This window comes from Dehalobacter sp. 12DCB1 (assembly GCF_004343605.1).
Classification (GTDB): domain Bacteria; phylum Bacillota; class Desulfitobacteriia; order Desulfitobacteriales; family Syntrophobotulaceae; genus Dehalobacter.
This window is the reverse complement of sequence record NZ_POSF01000005.1, coordinates 24,974-43,518: the sequence shown is the minus strand read 5'-3', so window position 1 is coordinate 43,518 and position 18,545 is coordinate 24,974. Positions and strand designations below refer to the sequence as shown.

Below are 18,545 nucleotides of genomic sequence, written 5' to 3'. Positions count from 1 at the left end.
CGCATATTTAGTTATCCTCCTTTTTCTTTTGAATCCGAAGAACACCGCCGTTTTGGCGATATTCTTCGGGATAAGTATTTTTGTTACTTGAGGCAGTATAGCTGCTTGATCATTTCCGCATCCCCCTCCCACAATGTTTTTTCTGTATTGGGCGTATTGTTCGGGTTGTTGGCCTTGCTTATGGCCTCAGCCTTCATTTCCATACTGGCATATGCATAGATGCTTGTTGTTGTCATCTGGGAATGCCCGAGATATTCGGACAGAAGCGGCAACGGAACTCCAGACCGGTAAAGATGGATTGCTCTGGTGTGCCTAAACATATGTGGATGTATTTTTTCAGGCACATTCGGGTTTCCCTTTTTTGCGAGCAGTCCATATTTATGCACAACTCGGGAAACGGTATCGGGAGACATCGGATTTCTTTTCCCATGAATGACAGTATAGAAAAGATAGTCTTCCGGGCTGCTCAGTTCATCTGGATGAAAGAATTGCATATAACGCTTGAGATGATCGATCGTTTTTTCCATCAGAGGGACGGATCGGAGCTTTTCTCCCTTGCCGGTGAGATAAACGTATGGTGCTTTCTGCTTAAAAACGATGTCTTTCAACTTAATGTCAAGGATTTCCTGGCATCGAGCAGCTGTATCATACATTAGAATCATTAGCATTCCATTTCGCAATCCCCAAAAATTATGCATATCTGGCATGGACAGCAGTGTTCGCATGGCATCCTCGCTAAGAAATTCCACTTTTTTGCCGGGAACCTTTTGGATGGGAACATTGGATATCTCCATACGAATATAAACGTTGGCGATTTCCGAAACAGAGCAATATTTTGCAAATGAACGGAGTGCCATCAGCTTCTGGTTTCTCGTGGTTGATGCAGCGTTTTTACTTTCCTGAAGCCAATCAAGGTAATCAGATACATTAACTGCGTTCAATTCGTCGAGTGTAATCTGAAGAATTGGGATATTCTTCATTTCCACAAGATAATCAACAAATTGGTTCAATGTCCCTTTATAGGATTTTACCGTGTTTGGGCTCATTTTCCGCTGCCGAGGCAAGTAGACAGTTAAAAAATCGCGGGAAGATTTGAAAAACGAATCATTTTTTAGCTTCATATACTCACCTCCGGTATCAGTGAAGCAAATTTTGACGCCACTCGCGGCAATATTTCAGGAAAAAAATCCGGGATAAGGTGGATGTAATATAGTGTGTGCTGAAATTTCTCATGCCCCATATATGCGCTTAAATATGGCAGACAACTATCGAGATCGTATCCCTCCTGCATCCAGCGGAGCAACGTGCGCGTAGCAAAAGTGTGCCTGAGATCATATGGTCTTGGGTTGTTGCCGGTGAATTCAGTAATTCCCGCATTGATTAAGCACCTGTTCAACACCCGCGCAGGCCAATGTCCATCATGGCATTTGCTTGTCCGTCCATGTGAAGGGAAAAAATAAGCACTGTCTGGGACAATCAGTTTTGCTTTCTCGTCGTACCGGCGGCAAATATCCAGCATAGTGCTATCCATAATAACAACCCGATCCTTTAGCTTTTTTGATTCAGGAATGAAAATCGTGCCATCATCTAAATCTATGTTTTCACGTAAGATTGTTCTTCCTTCATAGGGACGTAACCCGCAGGCATAAAGCAGTCTAAGCAGCACCGAAGGCTCTATTGCACATAAAGGGAATTTATCATTTTCAAAACATCTGTCAGCAGTCGTAAACAAAAGCTGCAATTCCTCATGCGAGAAAATATGCGGTATATGCTTCCGGCTTGGTACTGCGCCATATTCAGTGGGTATTACAAATGCTTCTTCACCGTTCCGAAGGATATATTTTGCCAGCTCTCTGACCGAACTCATTCGCCTACTTAGGCCAGCTCTGCTCTCATTTGGCAATGAAACAGCCCAAGCCATACCCATTTCACGCGTAATTGTTGTTTCATTTTGAAATTGCCCGGCACACATGGCATCAAAATTTGCGAGGTAGCGTTCATTTTCGCAATATTTGAAACCCAGGGTATGTTTTTGCTCGAGAAAGGCTTCAATTGTTTGAGCTAAGTTACTGCGAAACTGTCTACTCATAGCTCCTCCCGCGTGGGCGCATATCCTTGCATAGGCATCGCGCAATTGCTTAATCTCTCAATATCGACAGAGAGATATCTTTTAGTTGTGTTTTTCTGTGCATGACCCAGCACCTCACTAATTGTAGACAGAGGCACATGAGCATCAAGCATTGCAACTCCCAGTCTGCGCCTGAATCCATGAAGACCTATGGCCGCTTTGGTTTCTTTATCTACTCCGGACAATGCCGCATATTTCTTGACCATAATGTATAATCCACTTATTAATTCTCCATATGGCTTTTCTGCGCTCAAAAACAAATATGGCGAATTACATTCAGGGCGTCCATGCAAAATGTAATCAGCCAGGGCATCGCCCGCATTTTTTGTTAACGGAAGGATCATCGTTTTTTGTGTTTTGCTTTGGATAAGTTGTATTTCCGAGTGGTTCCAATCGATATTGGCCAAATGCATATTTTTGATGTCAATGCTGCGTAGGCCTGTCTCATAAGCCAAGGTCATAATCGCAAAATCGCGTTTGCCAATCGGAGTGGATGTGTCCACTGCTGAAAGAATTCTGCTGGCTTCTTCGTCGGTGAATCCAAAGATTACTTTTTTATGTCGGGCAACCCCTAAAGACAAGGACATAGGAATAGCCTCACTTATTCCAAAATGAACAACCAAGTATTCTAAAAAGCGCCTGACCGATCCAAGTGCATGACTGAGGGTTTCTTGGCGTGATTTCTTGATGTATGGAATGGCATCAAGGACAATTTTGCTTGTTAGGAGGGAAACATCGCCTATGGTGTGTTCATCGAGATAATGCAAAAACAAAGTTACATTATACTTTTCCAGCTCAATTGATGCAGGCTTAAGATTCCGAGATTTCAGCGATAGTAAATATGCAGTCAGTAAACTTTGGCATATGCCAGACATGGGCTTGGCCGGGGGTTCTGGAGTATGCCGCCTTCCGACTTCAATTTGACCTTTACTGTAAAGTTCGTTGGACATGAATACAGCACGTCTCAAAGGTAACCACACTCGTCTGGAGATTAAGCCATCAGCATATTCTTTTTGTTTCAAATCCAGAAAAAGAGCCGAGTCCTCAGTAGAATAATTTTGTTCACCCCTTTCTTCATAGAACCGTTGGATTTTTGCTATTGCAGCCTGGTATGTTTCGATTGTGCTGTCCTCATAATTGCAATCGTGAAGATAGCAAATCACTCCATCAAGTATGGCTTTTAATTTTGTGGTGGACTTTTCGCCCATAATTCATCACTCCTCATTTATAATTGTTGGAATTGTTATCCCGAACAATTATAAATGAGAGAGCATAGCAATGCGAGTTGTACAAGCACTTTATAAACAATTCAAGATAAAAAGGAGGATAACTAAATATGCGGAATAATGACCATTAATCCGAGTTCGGATTAATGGTCATTAAGGCACAGGATGGACGGCACCATATTTGTTCCGCTTTCGGAAGCCTTCAGTGTTGGAGCGCATTCCTCCTGAAACCCAATGCCTCCCGCTGCCGGACCCGCTCCGGCGCAAAAGCCGGCAGTCATCACGCAGGGGTAGCCCTGCCCGGCTTGACCGCCGCCTGATGTCAGGGATGTATGCCGCTCCGGTGTGAGAAAGCAGTCGCCGTTGCCTTTACTGACAATGCCCGCCGAAAATATAAGCCCCGCAGGATTCCGGCCGCCGCCGCCATCGGCTCCGGCCAGCGTCGGCACCGTGCTTTCCGGCGTGAAGATCCGGTCCTGCTGTGTGTCCCACGGCGTGAGGCAGTTAGCGACAAACGTCTGCTGCTTCATGCCGGGCTGTGCGCCCAGCGCCCCGGCTACATCGTTCAGATCACGCACCTCGTCGCGCTGATTTGCGGCGAAGGCAACGTGGCTTATGGGTTGGGTGCAAGGCCAGCTTGTATGATCAGTGCTTCTCTTAGACCGGAAGGCAGTTCCTTTCCCCGGGCTTTCGCTCTCCGGAGTATCCCCGAACAGGCTGTCTTGGTTAAATAGTATTTCTGGTGCACATGATCCTCCAAAATCTGCGACAAGGAAGATACGACGGCGACGCTGGGCGACACCCCAGTATTGAGCGTCCAGCACTCTCCAAGCCAATGAGAATTGATTTCCCAATACGATTCCCCCAGCAGATTGCCATGACCCGGAGTCAGGTCGAGGCACATGACAGGAACAGTCTTTAATTCTGACGATTTCCTCCAAGACGGAGCGGAAATCTTCGCCTCCCGCGGAGGAGAAAGCTCCAGGGACATTTTCCCATATAAGGAATCGAGGTCGAATAAGGTGATCTGTTCTCCCACGCAATATATCTGCATTTCTCAACTCCTTTGTCACTCGCACTTGTTCCATGAATAAGCCGGAGCGTTCACCGGCAAGGCCGGCTCTGGCTCCGGCCACGGAAAGATCCTGACAAGGCGAACCGCCCGAGATGATGTCCACGGGCGGTAGTTCGGCTCCATTCAATTTTGTGATATCCCCGACATGGAGCATATCAGGGAAGTGTATCTTCGTGACTTCGATAGGAAAGGCTTCAATCTCACTTGCCCACACGGGGACGATGCCGTTATGCACTGCGGCCAGCGGGAAGCCTCCGATCCCATCGAAGAGGCTCCCCAGCGTCAACATTATTGCAACCCCGTCATACCGGGTATGCTTTGGCCGCTCTGTGGATAAGCCTCGTCAATTTCAATACGGCCGTCCTTGGCAATGCGGATTTCTTTTCCCTCCGCCTGCAGCCACGCAAGATACTCCGGCGCCGTCTTTTGCCAGATGGACTTCGGAAGCCATGCCACCGGCAAGGAAAAAGCCTGTCCCCGTAAATATTCGGTTTCCTGCTCGATGGTATATTCCAATGCTTTTTGGATCATGGGAAGCCACGGTTCGACGTCCTCGGGAAGCGTCTGCTGATAAAAGGCATCGTACAGGCGTACAGCCTCGTAATCATGCCAGCCGCCGTTCTTGTCCTCATCCTGCCAGATGAAGTCGGCGGAGGTAACGGTCACGCATTCGTCGTTGCAGTTAACCCACAAGGTACGGTTTAGGTCGGGCAGATAGAATTCCACCGAGGCCACCATGCAATGGCCTCCGGTGTTGCCGTATTCCCGGCTTCTAACCTCAAATTTATTCGGATCGAACGCGGGAATCGTATCCGGCTCCCGGAGCGATTCCAGAGATATCCGGCTATCGGAAGCGTATTTCTGAGGATATTCCATACATCTGTATTCCGTGACGGGTTGGCTGTTCAGGCACAGTCCCCTGATTTCACCGATACGGAACATGGCTTTCTGCTGAGAGGTGAAAGTGAGAAGCTGTCTGTTCTCGCTTAAAAAGCCCGCTTTTCCCGCAAGCGGGCTGTCCGGCCGCCCTTTTACCCATATCGCGTAGGTGGGATTTGGAGAGCCGAGGATCTGTTCTGCCGACACGTATCGGATCGGGATACCAAGTTGTTTTGCCCGCTCAATTTCCGCTTCCATACCGGAACTGATCCTGTTGCCGAAGACCCACATCTCATCACAGCGTTCCAACATATGATGGCCGAGCTTCAGTCCCGTTTCCCGCTCTGCCGGATTGCTGTCCTCCAGTATCTGCGGATAGAGCAGATGGGGCGCAAAAAAAGCATGCCCCTGTTCCATTACATAGCGGCACGCCCGTTTCGCAAATTCTACATTATTTTCGACATCCCCCGCGTAAGGGGACGCCACATAGATGAGCTTCATAGGCTCCTTCCTTTCTCTGCTATTTCGGCGCCACAGCCTGTACCACCGTGCGCGTGGTATTGACCGCCGCCTGAGCGGTGTAAACAGCGGACATCAGGTTCGCCCTTGTGCTGGTGTCGAGTCCAAAGGCCCCGGCGATCCGCGGCACCTCTCCGGCCGCAAGCATCAGGCCAAGCCCCAGAAGGCAGCGGTCAGGTATGACCATGAGTCCCGCCACAAGGATCGTTGCCTGTAGAAATGTGGTCAAACACAGCCCGATGATCTGTTTGCACCATTGGACGAAGCCGTCGAGATAACCGCGGGGAACGCTGAACATATACAGCGATCCGACTGAGATCTGGATCAGCAGGATGCCGCCTCTTTTCAGATTGCTGAAAAAAACTTTTATTACAGCGTATCCCATCATGATGATAATAAAGAGCATCAGGAGGGGATTCGTGACGGGATCGAGACCGCCGAAAACGCCGGAGCTTGTTGCACCTTCCAGGCTACCGGCTGCATTCAGGTTATTGATGATTCCGGTTGCGAGCGTGTCGATGCCGGAGCCGTAGCCGGTGATGCCAGAGGACAGACTGGCCTGCAGGTTGACCGCCAGCTTGAACAGCTCAATGGGTACTGTCGTAAACATGCTGACAGCCAAAAATCCCTTGAGAGCATTCAGAAGAGTATCCTTGATGCTGCCGCGTCCGGACTGATACTCAATGCCGCACTCGAAAACGGAAACCACCAGCCCTGTCACATAGAGCGCCCATGCCAGATAAGAAAAAAACAGGACGATACTTTCCACCCACGGCATATCAAACAGTTCGACGCCCATGTTGCCCATTTGGGCAAAAAAGTCGCCAAGGAACCCCACGGCTTGACCATAGAACCATTCGATGATCTGATCCATGACGTCCCCCATCAGGAAATCCCATATAAACATAGGACAAGCACCTCCTTCCATGTGAAATAGAAAAAGGCACACCGTAATTGCTCCTAACGGTGTGCCTGTATGGTATAATATTGTTTTTTCATGCGGGTATCAGCCCATCTGCTGTGTCATGCCGGCAGTCTGCTCCTGCGCAGGCTCACGAAATACCTCCAGATAATTGTCCACCGAATCGGAAAGCGTCTTGTAGTCTGCCTTGGTGGGTTGGTAAGCATACCATTCCGTTCTTTCCCCGTATGTCCAGATGTACGGAATGATCCCATCCCTGAAGTTCGGATTGCTTACCTGCTTTTTGCCGAACAAATCCCCGAAGCGGACGACCTGCAGTTGTTCATAAGGTGGGGTATTATATTCACGGAGATTGGAGAAAACGGTTTTTATAACTTATCCTTTAGTATATCCGGTAGACGTGTCGATGCTTATTGTGTTTGTATTGCCATCCCATGTGACCCCGAAATCTATGGCGGCCGCGACATCGCGCAGCTTGAAGTAGTTGTTACCCCCAGTATTATACGCCGTAAGCTTTATTGGAACGCCGTCAAGGTATACAGACGACGTGGTAAGAACCGCGCTCTTGTTTTCCTTATTGCCCGACACCACAAGTTCCCCGCCGACAGATGTATAGACTTTGCCCGCCGTTATTCTTATAGCGTCCCCGGCGCCGTCCCATGCCACCTCAAACTGTTTTTTCGTACCGCTGAGTGCCTTTGCGAGATCGCGTAGTTTGAAATAATTGCTGCCGTTTATGCTGTAAGCCTCAAAGGCTGTTTTTTGACCGTTTACCAAAATATTCGAGCCTGTTGGCAATGCAGTCAACGTATCCGCGAAAATAACCGGCGTCTCGGTAAAAAAGTCGATATCTTTTTGTGAGACAAGTACATTCCCGTTAAATACCTGCAGTTTTTCCGGACGGTTGTAATTGTATTCATCGAAAATCAGGCTAAATCTGACTTTTCCGTTTTCGTCTGAAACATTGGTTTGACCATTTATTTTTACTGTCAGCCCGCAAATTGGCTTCCCGTCTTTTCCGGTAATCGCTACATCGTATTCCCTCGTCACTCGCGCGTCCTGCCATTGCAGATGTTCCCTGAGTTCAGAGGCGATTTTCAGGCTGCCCTTGATGGTGAAATCATTTGTCATCGAATGATACGACTCGCCCCCGATGATTTCTCCGGCGTTGGTCCAGGTGCAGTTTTCAAAGCTGATCGTTCCGTAAAAATTCCGCGGGATAAACTCGACCATGTGCGAATTGGCAAGAGCGATATCTGACGTTCCACTTGGCTGTAAAAAAAGGTAATTTGAATTGGTTATGGTTACATCGGAATCGGTAATGGTAAAAGGCCACTGTCCTGTCATAACGATATCGTCCAGTTGAATATCCCGATAATGCAGGTCAGACGGCATTCCGATTCTTAAATTGTCAAACGTCGCGTTTTCCCCATTTAGATTAATAAACACCTTCCTCAGCTCCGAATCGGAAATCTTTACATGGGAATCGGGATCGGGGAAGAACAGCCAGCCTCTTTCATAGGGACCGGGTTCGAAATCGTCTTTTAAAAGAGTGGTTTTTTTCAGAACGAGGCTGTAATTTGCTTTGGGAATGACGTCATGAACGTCCCAGGACTCAAGATATGCTCCGGACTTTAAATCGCTTATGTTTAAGGCGGCATCGGCCGGTACAGTCAGTCCCAGTGCGCCGAGTGTGGAATTGACGACTTTCGTATCTCCTCCCGCGATTTGAAGGAGGCCTCCTATTTCATATACCATTTCCGAATTTACGATTGTAAGTGTTCCCTCATACATTTCCAGCAGATGAACCTCGGTGGGGGAATCGCTCATCGTCATCGTCCCATAATTTCGGATAATAACCAAAGCGCCCATTTCACCCTCGGGAGTTTCCGGAACAATTGTGGAATGATCTATTTCAAGGGTCGCGTTTTCACCGACATTAATATATACATGTATCGTCGGTATGTCTCCGCGGCCGAGCATGAACCCGGAATTTCGGATAATCAGCTTTGCATGGTCATTGATGTACACATTCCCCTGCTGCAGATACTCCTCGTTTTCAATGGTCATCACCTCCGTGCCGCTTAGTACCAGATCTCCCCTATGTGTTTTGTCCGGAATAAACCCCTGTCCAGCCTCCGGCCCGGTGGCGACGTCACCGGCCGCCGCCGCGGTGATTTTTACATCGTCGAGCAGGAAATCGGAGTTTTCGATGGTTTCAAAGGCAATGCCTCCCGAAGCGAGAAAATCCTCATCCGTATAAGCAATATACAGAACGCCGTCGATACTGACGTTAATCAAGCCTTCATATGCCTTTATTTCAATTTCGTGCCAACTGGTGTCCAGATTGAGCTTCGCAGTGTCGAGATCATAAAAATTGTCCCCGGTCTGCTTGTTCAAATACAGACTCGTGCTGTTTACTCCGATAAAATACCGGATTGCTCCGTCCGAATGAACGCTTCGCCTGTAATTGAAATGAATCGTGCCTTTAATAATTTTAAATCTTGCCGCAAATGCGTAATTGTCCCAGCCGCCTTGATTCTGCACCGCCCAGGTATGGCCGGTACCTTCCAAAACCGTATTATTCTCGATTTTTTTAAGCTGCCAGCCTTCGCTCAAATCCCAGTTTTGGCTTCCGCTTTCAAAATCGTCGTAATATTCCGCCGACGAGCCGGCGGATACGGATATGCCGCTTGCCGGGATCAGAAGAAGCAATATGAGCGATATGCAAATGAATTTCATTATGAGCCGTTGATGTTTTGAACCTGCGGAAAAGGATTTTAACAGCGTTTCCATCTTCTTTCCCCCTTCTGTTGACGTTAGTTCATTTATAATCGTATATCTTGTCTGAGTACCTTAAAATTACCTGTTAATGGCAATATTTTATCATTGTTGTATGCCTTATTCAACGCAAATAAGGATTTTTGTTTGGAGCCGGTGATGTGACCCTGACACACGACCGTCGTATCGATGACGCCCTCGGTTCTGTTGAGGAGCGGTACCTTGAGGGCCTCGTATTTATTCGCATATCCAAGGGTGATAAACTCCGCCCGGACACGGATGTGATCACCAAGTTTGCCGTAGCAGGTTCTGCCGACGAACCGTGTATTGGCAAAAACCGTGTCATGGTCAAACAGCTTTCTCAGTTCGCTTTCAAATGTGTTCATCATTTACACCTCTGTACCCTTTTTTATGAGACGCGAAAAGGCTCGCCGTATGCCTGCTCTTTTTTCCGTTGGCGGATGAGCTGATGGCATACGTTACTGCCAGGTTCATGGAGGAGCAGGAAAACGCTCTGAACGGTGTGGTCGATGAAGTCCAATTGCAGGAACTCTATAACCAGATTTCCCATCTTGCAGGCGAGTCAATGATGAAGGACCTCAATCGACGACTTAAGCAGCGATTTCTGATTGCGCCGTTGGCAGCTGTGTTTGCACAAGGGCTTACCGATGACCTGCTTTGCAGGCTCACCGCCCGTGATCATGAGACCAGCAGGCAGATGTTCCAGCTTCTCATTGACAGATTGCCCGACACTCCATAAAGCAATCAGCGGAGAGAGCAGCAGCCAGTTTGGTTGCTGCTCTTTTTTGGCCTACATCCCGAGGATTTGCCAGATGTATATCGGGGCGGTCATAGTAAATACCAGGCAGGCGAACAGGATCGCCGGAGCCGACCATTCAAATTGGCCATGTTTGCGATAATCAAAATACGCTGTGCCGAGTTTGGCAAAGAAAAACACCGCCAGTATCAGGTCTATGGCGGGAAATATGACCCGGTTAACGACTGTTTTAATCTGCTCGGACGCATCATTCCAAGTCCCCTCAATGGCTCCTGCCACGTCGCCGGTGCCGGCCGCATAAGCGACCGTGCTGAGTACACATGTCAACAGGAGCACCACACAGAGAATGGGCAGAATTCGCTTTAATTTCATGAAGATAACCACCTTTCATATATTTTTGGGCATAGAAAAGGACCGCAAAGCTCAGTGCATGCGGTCCTGATTCTTTTTCTGTTGTTTACGGCTTTACCGGTGCGATATGCCAGTCATCCCAAAGGCTTCCGCTGATAGTCACCGAATCGGTGAGGTTCATGGAAAGCATTCCGGCCGGAGTCCAGCAGTCGATAAGCCAAGTATACGGCGTATAGCTTCCGTTTGGAAACCAAATGGGAGTAAAGTGCGTCCTGCGGTTATAGGTCGAGTATTTGTTGGGCGCAAACTCGAATTTGGAACTGTATCCGGAATGTGTGCGTTCCAGCAATCGCCAGTACGTTTCGTACCGCCATTCGGGGAAATACGTCACGGCTGTCTGCGCATCCGTCACGGCCGAGGATTGGTTGGTGCTGATATTGGCGGGAACGGTCTGGTTGATTCCATATCCGCTTTTCATGGTTTTGCCGGACGCTGTCGGGTCTTTTGCATCAGGCATGACACTCATGGAAGCCGAAAGGCTGGCGGTATATGCAAGCCAGTTAAACTCCCACCATCCCTCGTCCTCCCAATAACCGGTATTTAGACCCGTAGAAATCCATACCCAATTGGAATGCCACCATGGGTGCCAAACACCCCAGGATGCCGAGGTTCTCTGCGCCTTATTGGGTACGGATGCCGCAGTGAAAGAGTTGTTGCGGTCATCGGCCAACGGATTGGGGGGATCGTTTTTTGAAAGATCCACGATCCTCGCGGTGATGGTGCCCTGACTTGCCGAGCCGCCGCCCGATACAGACACACGGATAATCATGGTCTGCGGCGTTGACGGCGTTGTCCAGCGAACCCACACCAGCTGACTGTCGCCCTGTGGATAGTACACGCCGCTGACTGTATAGGTCTGACCGCCGATTGTAAATCTCACCGTGACGGGATTATCCGGATCTGCCTGACCGCCTCTCACCGTAACCGAAGTGACAACTTCCGTATTCACCCGGTACTCATAATCGTATGTGGTGACTTCCGGTGGTTCCGGCTCCGCATCGCTAAAACGCACAATGCCAAGTCCAAGAGAGGAAATAATATCGGAGTTTGATGCGGTAGTGGTTGTAGAACCGCCCCACGCCGGATAGCCGAGATCCGGGGTTTCCAAAAACATCGCAAGGGGTAGATTTTTGTGACTGAGAGACGCCATTTTACTTCGCAGTCCGCCGTCCAGCTGTTGGTCAAAAAGGGCGGCTTCTGTAGCGGTCATGGCATACTTGATTCCACCAAAGGTCATATACGCGATAGGTTCAAGGAGCAGCCGGTATTGGCCGTTGATCAGGACATTAAAATTCATACCAACGAGGGTTGCGATGCTCCGAATGACCTGCTCATCGGTGAAATAACTCTTGATTGCGGCAATATTGCCGTTCCCGCCAGAAGAGCTGATGATTCTCGGCAGGGCTTGAGATGGATTGGCGTAATCATAATCGTTGATTTTGGGACTAAGGCTGTTTCCATTTGAGTAAGACATCTTACTTACCTTACCAAAATGGCGAATGTTTTCGGAGGGGGTGTTGTTTGTAAGGTCTATGGGTGTTGTTACGACCGCGTGGTCGCTTACCCGAATGACCGTCACCCTTACGCCCTCATCGCCAGGATTCCAGTAATCAGTATCTGAACCGTTGCCCATCCCTCCGCCGCCGCCATCAAGATTCCCGTCCCCAACACTGTCAGCGTAAGCGGTAACAGGGATTAAAAATGTCAGCAGCAAAATGAGTATCAAAAAAATACTGAGCCCACGTTTCATGAAGTTCCTCCTTCCAACGCAAAGAAGCACAGCATTTCTGCTGTGCTTCTCTTACATATTTTTATGAGTTATCAGTTCATGTCTCCGATTTTGTTGCCGTTTTCGTACATATCATCTGCTTTTGTTCCTTCGTTTGCACCGCCATCATCAACCCATCCAAAACCAGGGAACCACATCTGCCCTTTATCATTTTTATCGCCAGCCTTTGGCGTAGACGGGGCTGTGCTGTTTTCCGGTTTCGTCACCTTTTCTCCGTCTGGCTTTTGGGACGGATTGGTTTTCACATCCTGCGGCGGCTCTGAAGGCTTCGTGACCTCCGTCTGAATACTCTGCTCGGTTCCGGTTGAATCGCCGGTGTCCGTTGTTTGATCGGGAGTCACAGCCGGATCAATGGGCTGGGCGTTTACCCCCTGTGCATTGGTCTGCTCTGCGGGAGGGACGCTGGGGTTGACCGCGTCCGATACCGTGGAGGAGGGCTGAGCAGGCACCACATTGGGTTCCTCCGTTCTGAACTGCGAGGCTATCGCTATTACAAGGGCTACGCATACCACACCGAGTCCGGTGAGGACGAGCCGCTTCTTTGTTTTGTCTGTCAGTTTCATTTGGGATACCTCCTTTGTGTAAAAGATTGATGGACTCTTTCAAGGACACCATACTACAGAAATTTCCGGAAGTCTATGGCAATCGGAAAATCTCTAAAACAAGGGCATATATTTCGCCTGCACCCTGAGATTGATCCGCATCGGCGGAAGCAGCTCGCCCCCGAACCGCACGGGAACCTCCAGCCGGATCGTCGTGTCGGCAAGAAAGCCGTGAGCATTGTCCGGGCTGCCTGGGGCCAGCGGCATGTTGTCCAGATCGACCGACAGTCCGGAGAGCTTGAATTCCACCGCGTCACCGGCAGCATATTTCACATGATAGCCGCCGGAGGATTGAAGCCCCAGCAGCTCGTCCAGCCGGCCGTAGACGTCGCCGTAGTCCAGGCTTTCCTCAAAGTCATTTGCCGAGGGCATATAAGCTCCGGCGTAGCCTTCACGGACGCCGTGATACACGTTGTCGTAACTGTCGTTTACTGTCGAAATCACGGCGGATTGCACCGCGTCCCGAACACCCTGCGCAATGATGACCAGCCGGATATATTCGGATATGCCGCAAAAGATTATGACCAGCGCGAGGGTAACCGCGATGACGAGCGGAAAGGCAGTCCCTTTTTTGTCTTTCAGTATAGCACATAATTTTCCAATTGTCACTTCCAGTACACCTCGCTTTTTCCGCTCGCTCGCGCTTGGAACGTTATGGGGAAGCTCCCGAAGCCGCCGAACAGCCCGAGATCCGCCCTTGCGGTCACCGTTATGGTGAATTCCTCATTAAGCTGGATTCTTCCGGTTTTCGACCAAGTGATGTCGGGATCGAGACCGGTTTGTTCGGTGAGCACCTGTGCGCGAAGGGTCGTTTCCGTACCGACACGCCCGGCGATTTCGGCTTCCCGGCACAGCTCCGAGGCATAGGTATCCAGCTTGTTTTTGGTGACAAACACCGGCAGGACGCTCACCGCCACGGCGATGACCAGCATCACGCACAGCACCAGCACCGCCACGTCGATGTATCCCTCACCGCGGTTGCTTCTGAGGATCTTCAGCACATTTGCACCCCCTGTTCTGGAGGGAGGAAGTCCTTGTCCAGCTCGTATTCCTGCTCGGCATCCTGTTTGTCGGTAATTGACCAGAGCGCATGGGTCATGTCATCGTCATGCACCATTTCCGAGCCGTTTTCCTCGATCCACTTATCCCGAACCACTTCCAGAGGGTTCGTAAAACGCAGCAGGTATTCCATGTCCTCCGTGCTTGCGGTTTCGGGGAGCAGCTCGACCATCAGCTTTGTGGCTGCGATTTCTTCAGCCTTTTCAATGAGTTCGGTGGACTGCATGGTCAGCCATGACATGACGAATTGCGCGTAATTCCTGCCCAGCTTTTCCTCAAACGCCCGCTTTACTTCTGTGGGATTCATTTTGACACCTCCAATCTAAAACATGCTGCCGAGTGAGCCGAGAATCTCCACGGCAATGATGGCAAGATAGGTAAATAAAAAGCACATCAGCATGATAAAGGAGAACACCCGGATTCTCGGCGGGATCTTCTGTGCCTGGCCTTTCAGCCGTTGGAGTTCCAATGCTTTGAAATCGTGGGCCAGCATCTGAAAATACACGGCGCTGTCGTCGCCTCTGAGAACGCCGATCAGCCCCCTGACCACATCGGACAGCATGGGCGAGTTGAGCCTTGCCTCGAGCCGGGTGAGCGCCGCCTCATAAGAAGAGGAGCGCATGTCGGCCGTCAGCACGTCCAGCTCATGGGCAAAGGCGGGGCCGGCGTTCTTCTTATAGGCTTCGATCATCGCCAGCACGTCCCGGCTGGCCTTGAGAGTCTGCTCAATTGTGGCGACAAACCGGGGCAGTTCCATCTCGATCTGTTCCCTCTTTTCCCGAAGCTGTTCGTCGGCTCTTTTCGTTTCCTTGAAGTAGGTCAGGATTGCGAGAATGATGAGCACCGGGGAAAGCAGGGGAAGAATAACCAAGCACGGTATCGCTATCAGCAGGATGGCTCCGGCCTTGACAATGGCGTAAGCCGAATAGACCTCGGGTGTCATGCTGATGCCGGCAGCTTTCAGGATATTCGTCATGCGGCTTTGCTTGTACTCGTCCATCCGGATATACTTTGAGAGCTTTACGGTGCCGGACATCAGCCAGGTTTCCACGGTTTTTACGGCCTTTTTGTTCTGTTTGCCGACACTCAGCATTGCTTTGGCCGCGCTCATGGCCGGAAGCCTCAGCACGTCCGCCAGAATGAAGAACAGCCCCGCGGCAAGGAGGATTCCGATAAAAAACAGTTGCATCATTATCACCGTCACCTCCTGTATTCAATGGGCTTGGTCAGACGGATCACAAATGCCGTGGAGATAAAAATCGCTGCCCCGCACACCGCGAGGATGATCTGTCCCACCACGGTGTGCATCAGCGTATGGTACCAATCCCTGTTGAGGAAATACATGATCGGCACGTTGCCGACCACCATCAGGGCCATCATGATGAATTCCTTGCGCGGTTCGGATACCATATATTCGAGATCCGCGTTGACGATGCGCATGTCGCTGAGCTTTGAAACAATCGGCGTAAGGGTGGTCTTGAGACTCCGGTCATACTGGCATGAGCAGATCGCGTCGATCCATTCATGAAAGACCTCGTTCTGTATTTTCGGCTTCATGGCGTGAAGGGCTGTTTCCACATCCGGATCAATCAGCTTCGTCTGCGCCAGGAATTCCGTAAACACATCCCGCACGGGCGGATTCAGGTACTGCGCGCTTTCCTCCACCGCCGTCAGAATATCCTCGTTGCGCAGGTATGCCGTCGTGATGATGGAGAGCGCCGTTTCCAGCTCGGCGGCTACGCTCTTTTTGTAATGCGTCGCCGTCAGCCGGATTGCCCAAAAAGGCAGGAACATCATCCCGAATGCCAGCACCGGCACGAGAAAAACATTGCCCATCAGGATGGCCAGACTCGCTCCCACCGCGAACAGCAGCAAGGACGCGGCGCAGACCATGGAAAAACGGCTGCTCCGGCCGGTCAGGTTAAGGATTTCCCGCGTATCGGTGATTTCGCGGCGCAGGAGGCCGGCCTTTTTCCGATGGGTCGTTTCATTGATCTCCGCCTTGATGCTTTTGTTTTTCCGGGTCAGGAAAGCGAACAGCCCATCGGTAAACTCCAGCGGGGAGATCCCAAACAGCAAAAAAGCGCCGACAATCATGCCGGCGCAGGCAATAAGCAAAACGGCAGTCATACGGTCACGCCTCCCATCGAAAGGATACGTTTCAGGCTGGTCTGCGGCATGCCGTTTTCGAGCAGGCGCCTTTGCAGGCTTTCGGAAATCCCCTGCACCATACCGTGCCCGCCGCTGATGATGAATTTCCCGTTTTCCATGTGGTTTTCGGTGATATGGTACCGGAACAGCGGACGGAAGGTCCTTGTGCCGTCAGGCAGTATCTCGCACTCCATGATCTCCATGACGCGGCGCGCTTTGTTTTCAAGCTGCTTGCAGAACGCAACCAGAGGATAGGCTTCCGTAACGTAGTCCATCAGGGTTTCGTCGGACATATCGATGGCGCGTTTACACAGTGAGACCATTCTGCGCCATGTTGCCTCACAGCTGTTGGAGTGGATGGTGGTCAGTACGGTGATGCCGGTGCGCGCGGCTTCCTGGGCCGCGTTTGCTTCCGCGCTGCGCATCTCGCCCACCACTACATAATCCGGATTAAAGCGCAGGGACATATCCAGCAGGCTGGTCTGCGTGATCCGCTGACGCTCATTTTCGCTGTCGCGGGTCAGCGTGTGAATGACGCTGTTTACAACCTTGCTGTCCTCCCGGCGCACCAGCGCCAGTTCACGGGAGCCGTTTTCTATCGTGAATATTCTCTTGCTGCCGGGAATAGTGGTCAGAAGCCAGCCCGCCAGCGTAGTCTTGCCGGATGAGGTCGCTCCCGCCACACAGGTCGAAACGCCGTACCGCAGGCACTCCGCCAGAAAGTCCAGCATTTCTCCCGTCGCGGTCCCGCCCCGGATGAAGTCCTCTTTTTTCATGGATTGCGGGTTGACGATACGGATACTCGCCGCGATCCCCACATCCTCGTCCACCACAGGGGCTTTCAGCACGGCGATGCGGATATTCTTGGAGAGATGCCCCAGCGCGGTGGGGCTGGCGTTGTCCAGTACCATGCCGCTGACATGGAGCATGCGCCGCACCACATTGACGGCGTGTTCAGGGCTTTCAAAGTGTTCGTCCAGCTTTTTGGTGGTACCGTCGCTGTACTGCACCTCCACATCATCCCACGCGTTGACGTCGATTTCCTCGATCCCACTGCCGAAGATGTATTTTGTCAGGAATGAAAACTCCGCCATTTCGGTATAAATAGCGTCCACCAACTGCTGTTCGGTCATGCCGGCGACCGCGATGCGGTTATCCTGAATGTACTTTCCGATATACCGCTTGGTCTGCGCTTTCATCTCGTCGCCGGTGGCGCCGTCCGCGATCAGTCCCGCGTAATGCGAGGAGATATACTCCTGCAGTTCCCGAAGCACGGGGCCGAATTCACGCTCGCTTGAAGATGAAAAAAACAGGCTCTGATTGCCTGCCATGTCCGGCGCTTTTGACTTTTCGGTTGTTTGGGGAAGCGCCGGGGCCGGCTGCCGTCCCGCATCTCTGTGTCTGTTTCGACTCATACGCCGAACACCTCCTTGCTTATTTTCTGAATCTCCTTCCGGAAGCCCCGGCTGTCCTTGAAGGAAAGATCCTTGAATAAATCCCCGCAGAGCGCGAGGTTTTCAAGCTCATTTGAATGCGGGAGCTTAAACGCCGCGTTGCCCAGCACCTGTTCGATGTTCTCGCCCGCCTGGTTGGGCTTTATATTGGACGCCACCCTGTACTGCTTATCCGCGTCCCATTTCTGGTCCTTCAGGAGCGGGAGCTGGCTGGAGAGATAGCTGATGGATTTGAGATCGCAGTTCACCAGCCGCAGCACGGAGTCGGCTTCCATGAGCGCCACCGCAGACAGAATGTCATGGGCGATATAGCTGGTGCAGTCGATGATGATGTACGGGGCGATATCCCGCAGACGGTCGATCAGCTCGGTCGCCAGCTCCTGGGTGTATGGCGGGTAGGTATATACGTTTTCACCCTTGAGCATGCCGATGACCGTCAGGTAGCTCATCTTTTTGAGGGTGACGCAGTTCTGCTTGATGAGCAGGTCCGTCACATGGGTGGCGGCGAGGATGCTTCCCAGGGAGCGTTCGCACTCCAGATCACTGGATGGGCAGACGCAGGGCAGCATGGGGGCGGTCATATCGCAAAGGAGCAGCGCCACGTTCTTTTTCTGATCGGACAGATACTTGGCAAGCCGCACGCTGACCGTGGTCTTGCCGCTGCCGGGGCTGCCCCATACCGCCAGCACCTGCGTATCCTGTTCCGGTTCTTCCGGCGCGGACACGGGCTTGCTGTGCGAGAAAATGCTCCCTTTCATAAAGTTCAGCACC

Annotated in this window: 19 protein-coding genes and 1 pseudogene; 1 reads left to right on the top strand and 19 read right to left on the bottom strand. The window is 50.9% G+C overall.

Annotated elements, in window-relative coordinates; translation table 11 throughout:
- Nucleotides 1–83: 83 nt before the first annotated feature.
- The 9 genes and pseudogenes from C1I38_RS02870 to C1I38_RS14100 all read right to left on the bottom strand — a co-directional run bounded on the left by C1I38_RS02870 (nucleotide 84) and on the right by C1I38_RS14100 (nucleotide 9,919).
- A complete protein-coding gene (locus C1I38_RS02870) occupies nucleotides 84–1,121 on the bottom strand; it encodes a tyrosine-type recombinase/integrase (protein WP_119776808.1) in 1,038 nt (345 codons plus the stop codon).
- Complete coding sequence (locus C1I38_RS02865; protein ID WP_132102079.1) at nucleotides 1,118–2,134, bottom strand: tyrosine-type recombinase/integrase; 1,017 nt, start codon at nucleotides 2,132–2,134, stop codon at nucleotides 1,118–1,120. Before C1I38_RS02865 ends, C1I38_RS02870 begins: the two co-directional genes overlap by 4 nt.
- Nucleotides 2,086–3,336 (bottom strand): site-specific integrase, encoded by a 1,251-nt coding sequence (locus tag C1I38_RS02860; protein WP_119776805.1) that lies wholly within the window; start codon nucleotides 3,334–3,336, stop codon nucleotides 2,086–2,088. Before C1I38_RS02860 ends, C1I38_RS02865 begins: the two co-directional genes overlap by 49 nt.
- A 167-nt stretch (nucleotides 3,337–3,503) precedes the next feature.
- Nucleotides 3,504–4,718: pseudogene (locus tag C1I38_RS02855) on the bottom strand (DNA cytosine methyltransferase); the annotation flags it as partial.
- Nucleotides 4,718–5,809 (bottom strand): DUF4406 domain-containing protein, encoded by a 1,092-nt coding sequence (locus tag C1I38_RS14405; protein ID WP_119776804.1) that lies wholly within the window; start codon nucleotides 5,807–5,809, stop codon nucleotides 4,718–4,720. The gene C1I38_RS14405 and the pseudogene C1I38_RS02855, both read right to left, overlap by 1 nt.
- Nucleotides 5,810–5,828: 19 nt before the next feature.
- Nucleotides 5,829–6,734, bottom strand: coding sequence for a conjugal transfer protein TrbL family protein (locus C1I38_RS02845; RefSeq protein ID WP_119776802.1), 906 nt, complete (start codon nucleotides 6,732–6,734; stop codon nucleotides 5,829–5,831).
- A 99-nt stretch (nucleotides 6,735–6,833) separates the two neighbouring features.
- On the bottom strand, nucleotides 6,834–7,043 hold the full coding sequence (locus C1I38_RS02840; RefSeq protein WP_119776801.1) for a hypothetical protein: 210 nt from the start codon (nucleotides 7,041–7,043) through the stop codon (nucleotides 6,834–6,836).
- A gap of 81 nt (nucleotides 7,044–7,124) precedes the next feature.
- A complete protein-coding gene (locus C1I38_RS02835; protein ID WP_119776799.1) occupies nucleotides 7,125–9,545 on the bottom strand; it encodes a stalk domain-containing protein in 2,421 nt (806 codons plus the stop codon).
- A gap of 32 nt (nucleotides 9,546–9,577) precedes the next feature.
- Nucleotides 9,578–9,919, bottom strand: a complete 342-nt coding sequence (locus C1I38_RS14100; protein WP_199698303.1) for a hypothetical protein — start codon at nucleotides 9,917–9,919, stop codon at nucleotides 9,578–9,580.
- Between the two features lie 80 nt (nucleotides 9,920–9,999).
- Between C1I38_RS14100 and C1I38_RS02825 the strand changes: the two genes are divergently transcribed.
- A complete protein-coding gene (locus C1I38_RS02825) occupies nucleotides 10,000–10,290 on the top strand; it encodes a hypothetical protein (RefSeq protein WP_119776798.1) in 291 nt (96 codons plus the stop codon).
- Between the two features lie 51 nt (nucleotides 10,291–10,341).
- Here the strand turns inward: C1I38_RS02825 and C1I38_RS02820 are convergent, their stop codons facing one another.
- The 10 genes from C1I38_RS02820 to C1I38_RS02775 all read right to left on the bottom strand — a co-directional run bounded on the left by C1I38_RS02820 (nucleotide 10,342) and on the right by C1I38_RS02775 (nucleotide 18,544).
- Nucleotides 10,342–10,680, bottom strand: coding sequence for a DUF3852 domain-containing protein (locus C1I38_RS02820; protein WP_119776796.1), 339 nt, complete (start codon nucleotides 10,678–10,680; stop codon nucleotides 10,342–10,344).
- A gap of 85 nt (nucleotides 10,681–10,765) precedes the next feature.
- Nucleotides 10,766–12,469, bottom strand: a complete 1,704-nt coding sequence (locus tag C1I38_RS02815) for a hypothetical protein (RefSeq protein WP_119776794.1) — start codon at nucleotides 12,467–12,469, stop codon at nucleotides 10,766–10,768.
- 71 nt (nucleotides 12,470–12,540) lie between these two features.
- The gene (locus C1I38_RS02810; protein ID WP_119776792.1) at nucleotides 12,541–13,071 is read right to left on the bottom strand and encodes a DUF6550 family protein; all 531 of its coding nucleotides are present in this window, start codon (nucleotides 13,069–13,071) and stop codon (nucleotides 12,541–12,543) included.
- A 93-nt stretch (nucleotides 13,072–13,164) separates the two neighbouring features.
- On the bottom strand, nucleotides 13,165–13,719 hold the full coding sequence (locus tag C1I38_RS02805; RefSeq protein ID WP_119776790.1) for a hypothetical protein: 555 nt from the start codon (nucleotides 13,717–13,719) through the stop codon (nucleotides 13,165–13,167).
- Nucleotides 13,716–14,111 carry a DUF4320 family protein gene (locus C1I38_RS02800; protein WP_119776789.1) on the bottom strand — a complete coding sequence of 132 codons (396 nt, stop codon included), beginning with the start codon at nucleotides 14,109–14,111 and terminating at the stop codon, nucleotides 13,716–13,718. Before C1I38_RS02800 ends, C1I38_RS02805 begins: the two co-directional genes overlap by 4 nt.
- Complete coding sequence (locus C1I38_RS02795; RefSeq protein ID WP_119776787.1) at nucleotides 14,105–14,476, bottom strand: DUF3848 domain-containing protein; 372 nt, start codon at nucleotides 14,474–14,476, stop codon at nucleotides 14,105–14,107. The genes C1I38_RS02800 and C1I38_RS02795 overlap by 7 nt, the downstream gene beginning before the upstream one ends.
- A 15-nt stretch (nucleotides 14,477–14,491) precedes the next feature.
- Entirely contained in the window at nucleotides 14,492–15,361 is an 870-nt protein-coding gene (locus C1I38_RS02790) for a secretion protein F (RefSeq protein ID WP_119776785.1), read from the bottom strand.
- 8 nt (nucleotides 15,362–15,369) lie between these two features.
- The gene (locus C1I38_RS02785) at nucleotides 15,370–16,299 is read right to left on the bottom strand and encodes a hypothetical protein (RefSeq protein ID WP_119776784.1); all 930 of its coding nucleotides are present in this window, start codon (nucleotides 16,297–16,299) and stop codon (nucleotides 15,370–15,372) included.
- A complete protein-coding gene (locus tag C1I38_RS02780) occupies nucleotides 16,296–17,735 on the bottom strand; it encodes an ATPase, T2SS/T4P/T4SS family (protein WP_119776782.1) in 1,440 nt (479 codons plus the stop codon). Before C1I38_RS02780 ends, C1I38_RS02785 begins: the two co-directional genes overlap by 4 nt.
- Nucleotides 17,732–18,544, bottom strand: a complete 813-nt coding sequence (locus tag C1I38_RS02775; protein ID WP_119776780.1) for an AAA family ATPase — start codon at nucleotides 18,542–18,544, stop codon at nucleotides 17,732–17,734. Before C1I38_RS02775 ends, C1I38_RS02780 begins: the two co-directional genes overlap by 4 nt.
- Nucleotide 18,545: the final 1 nt, after the last annotated feature.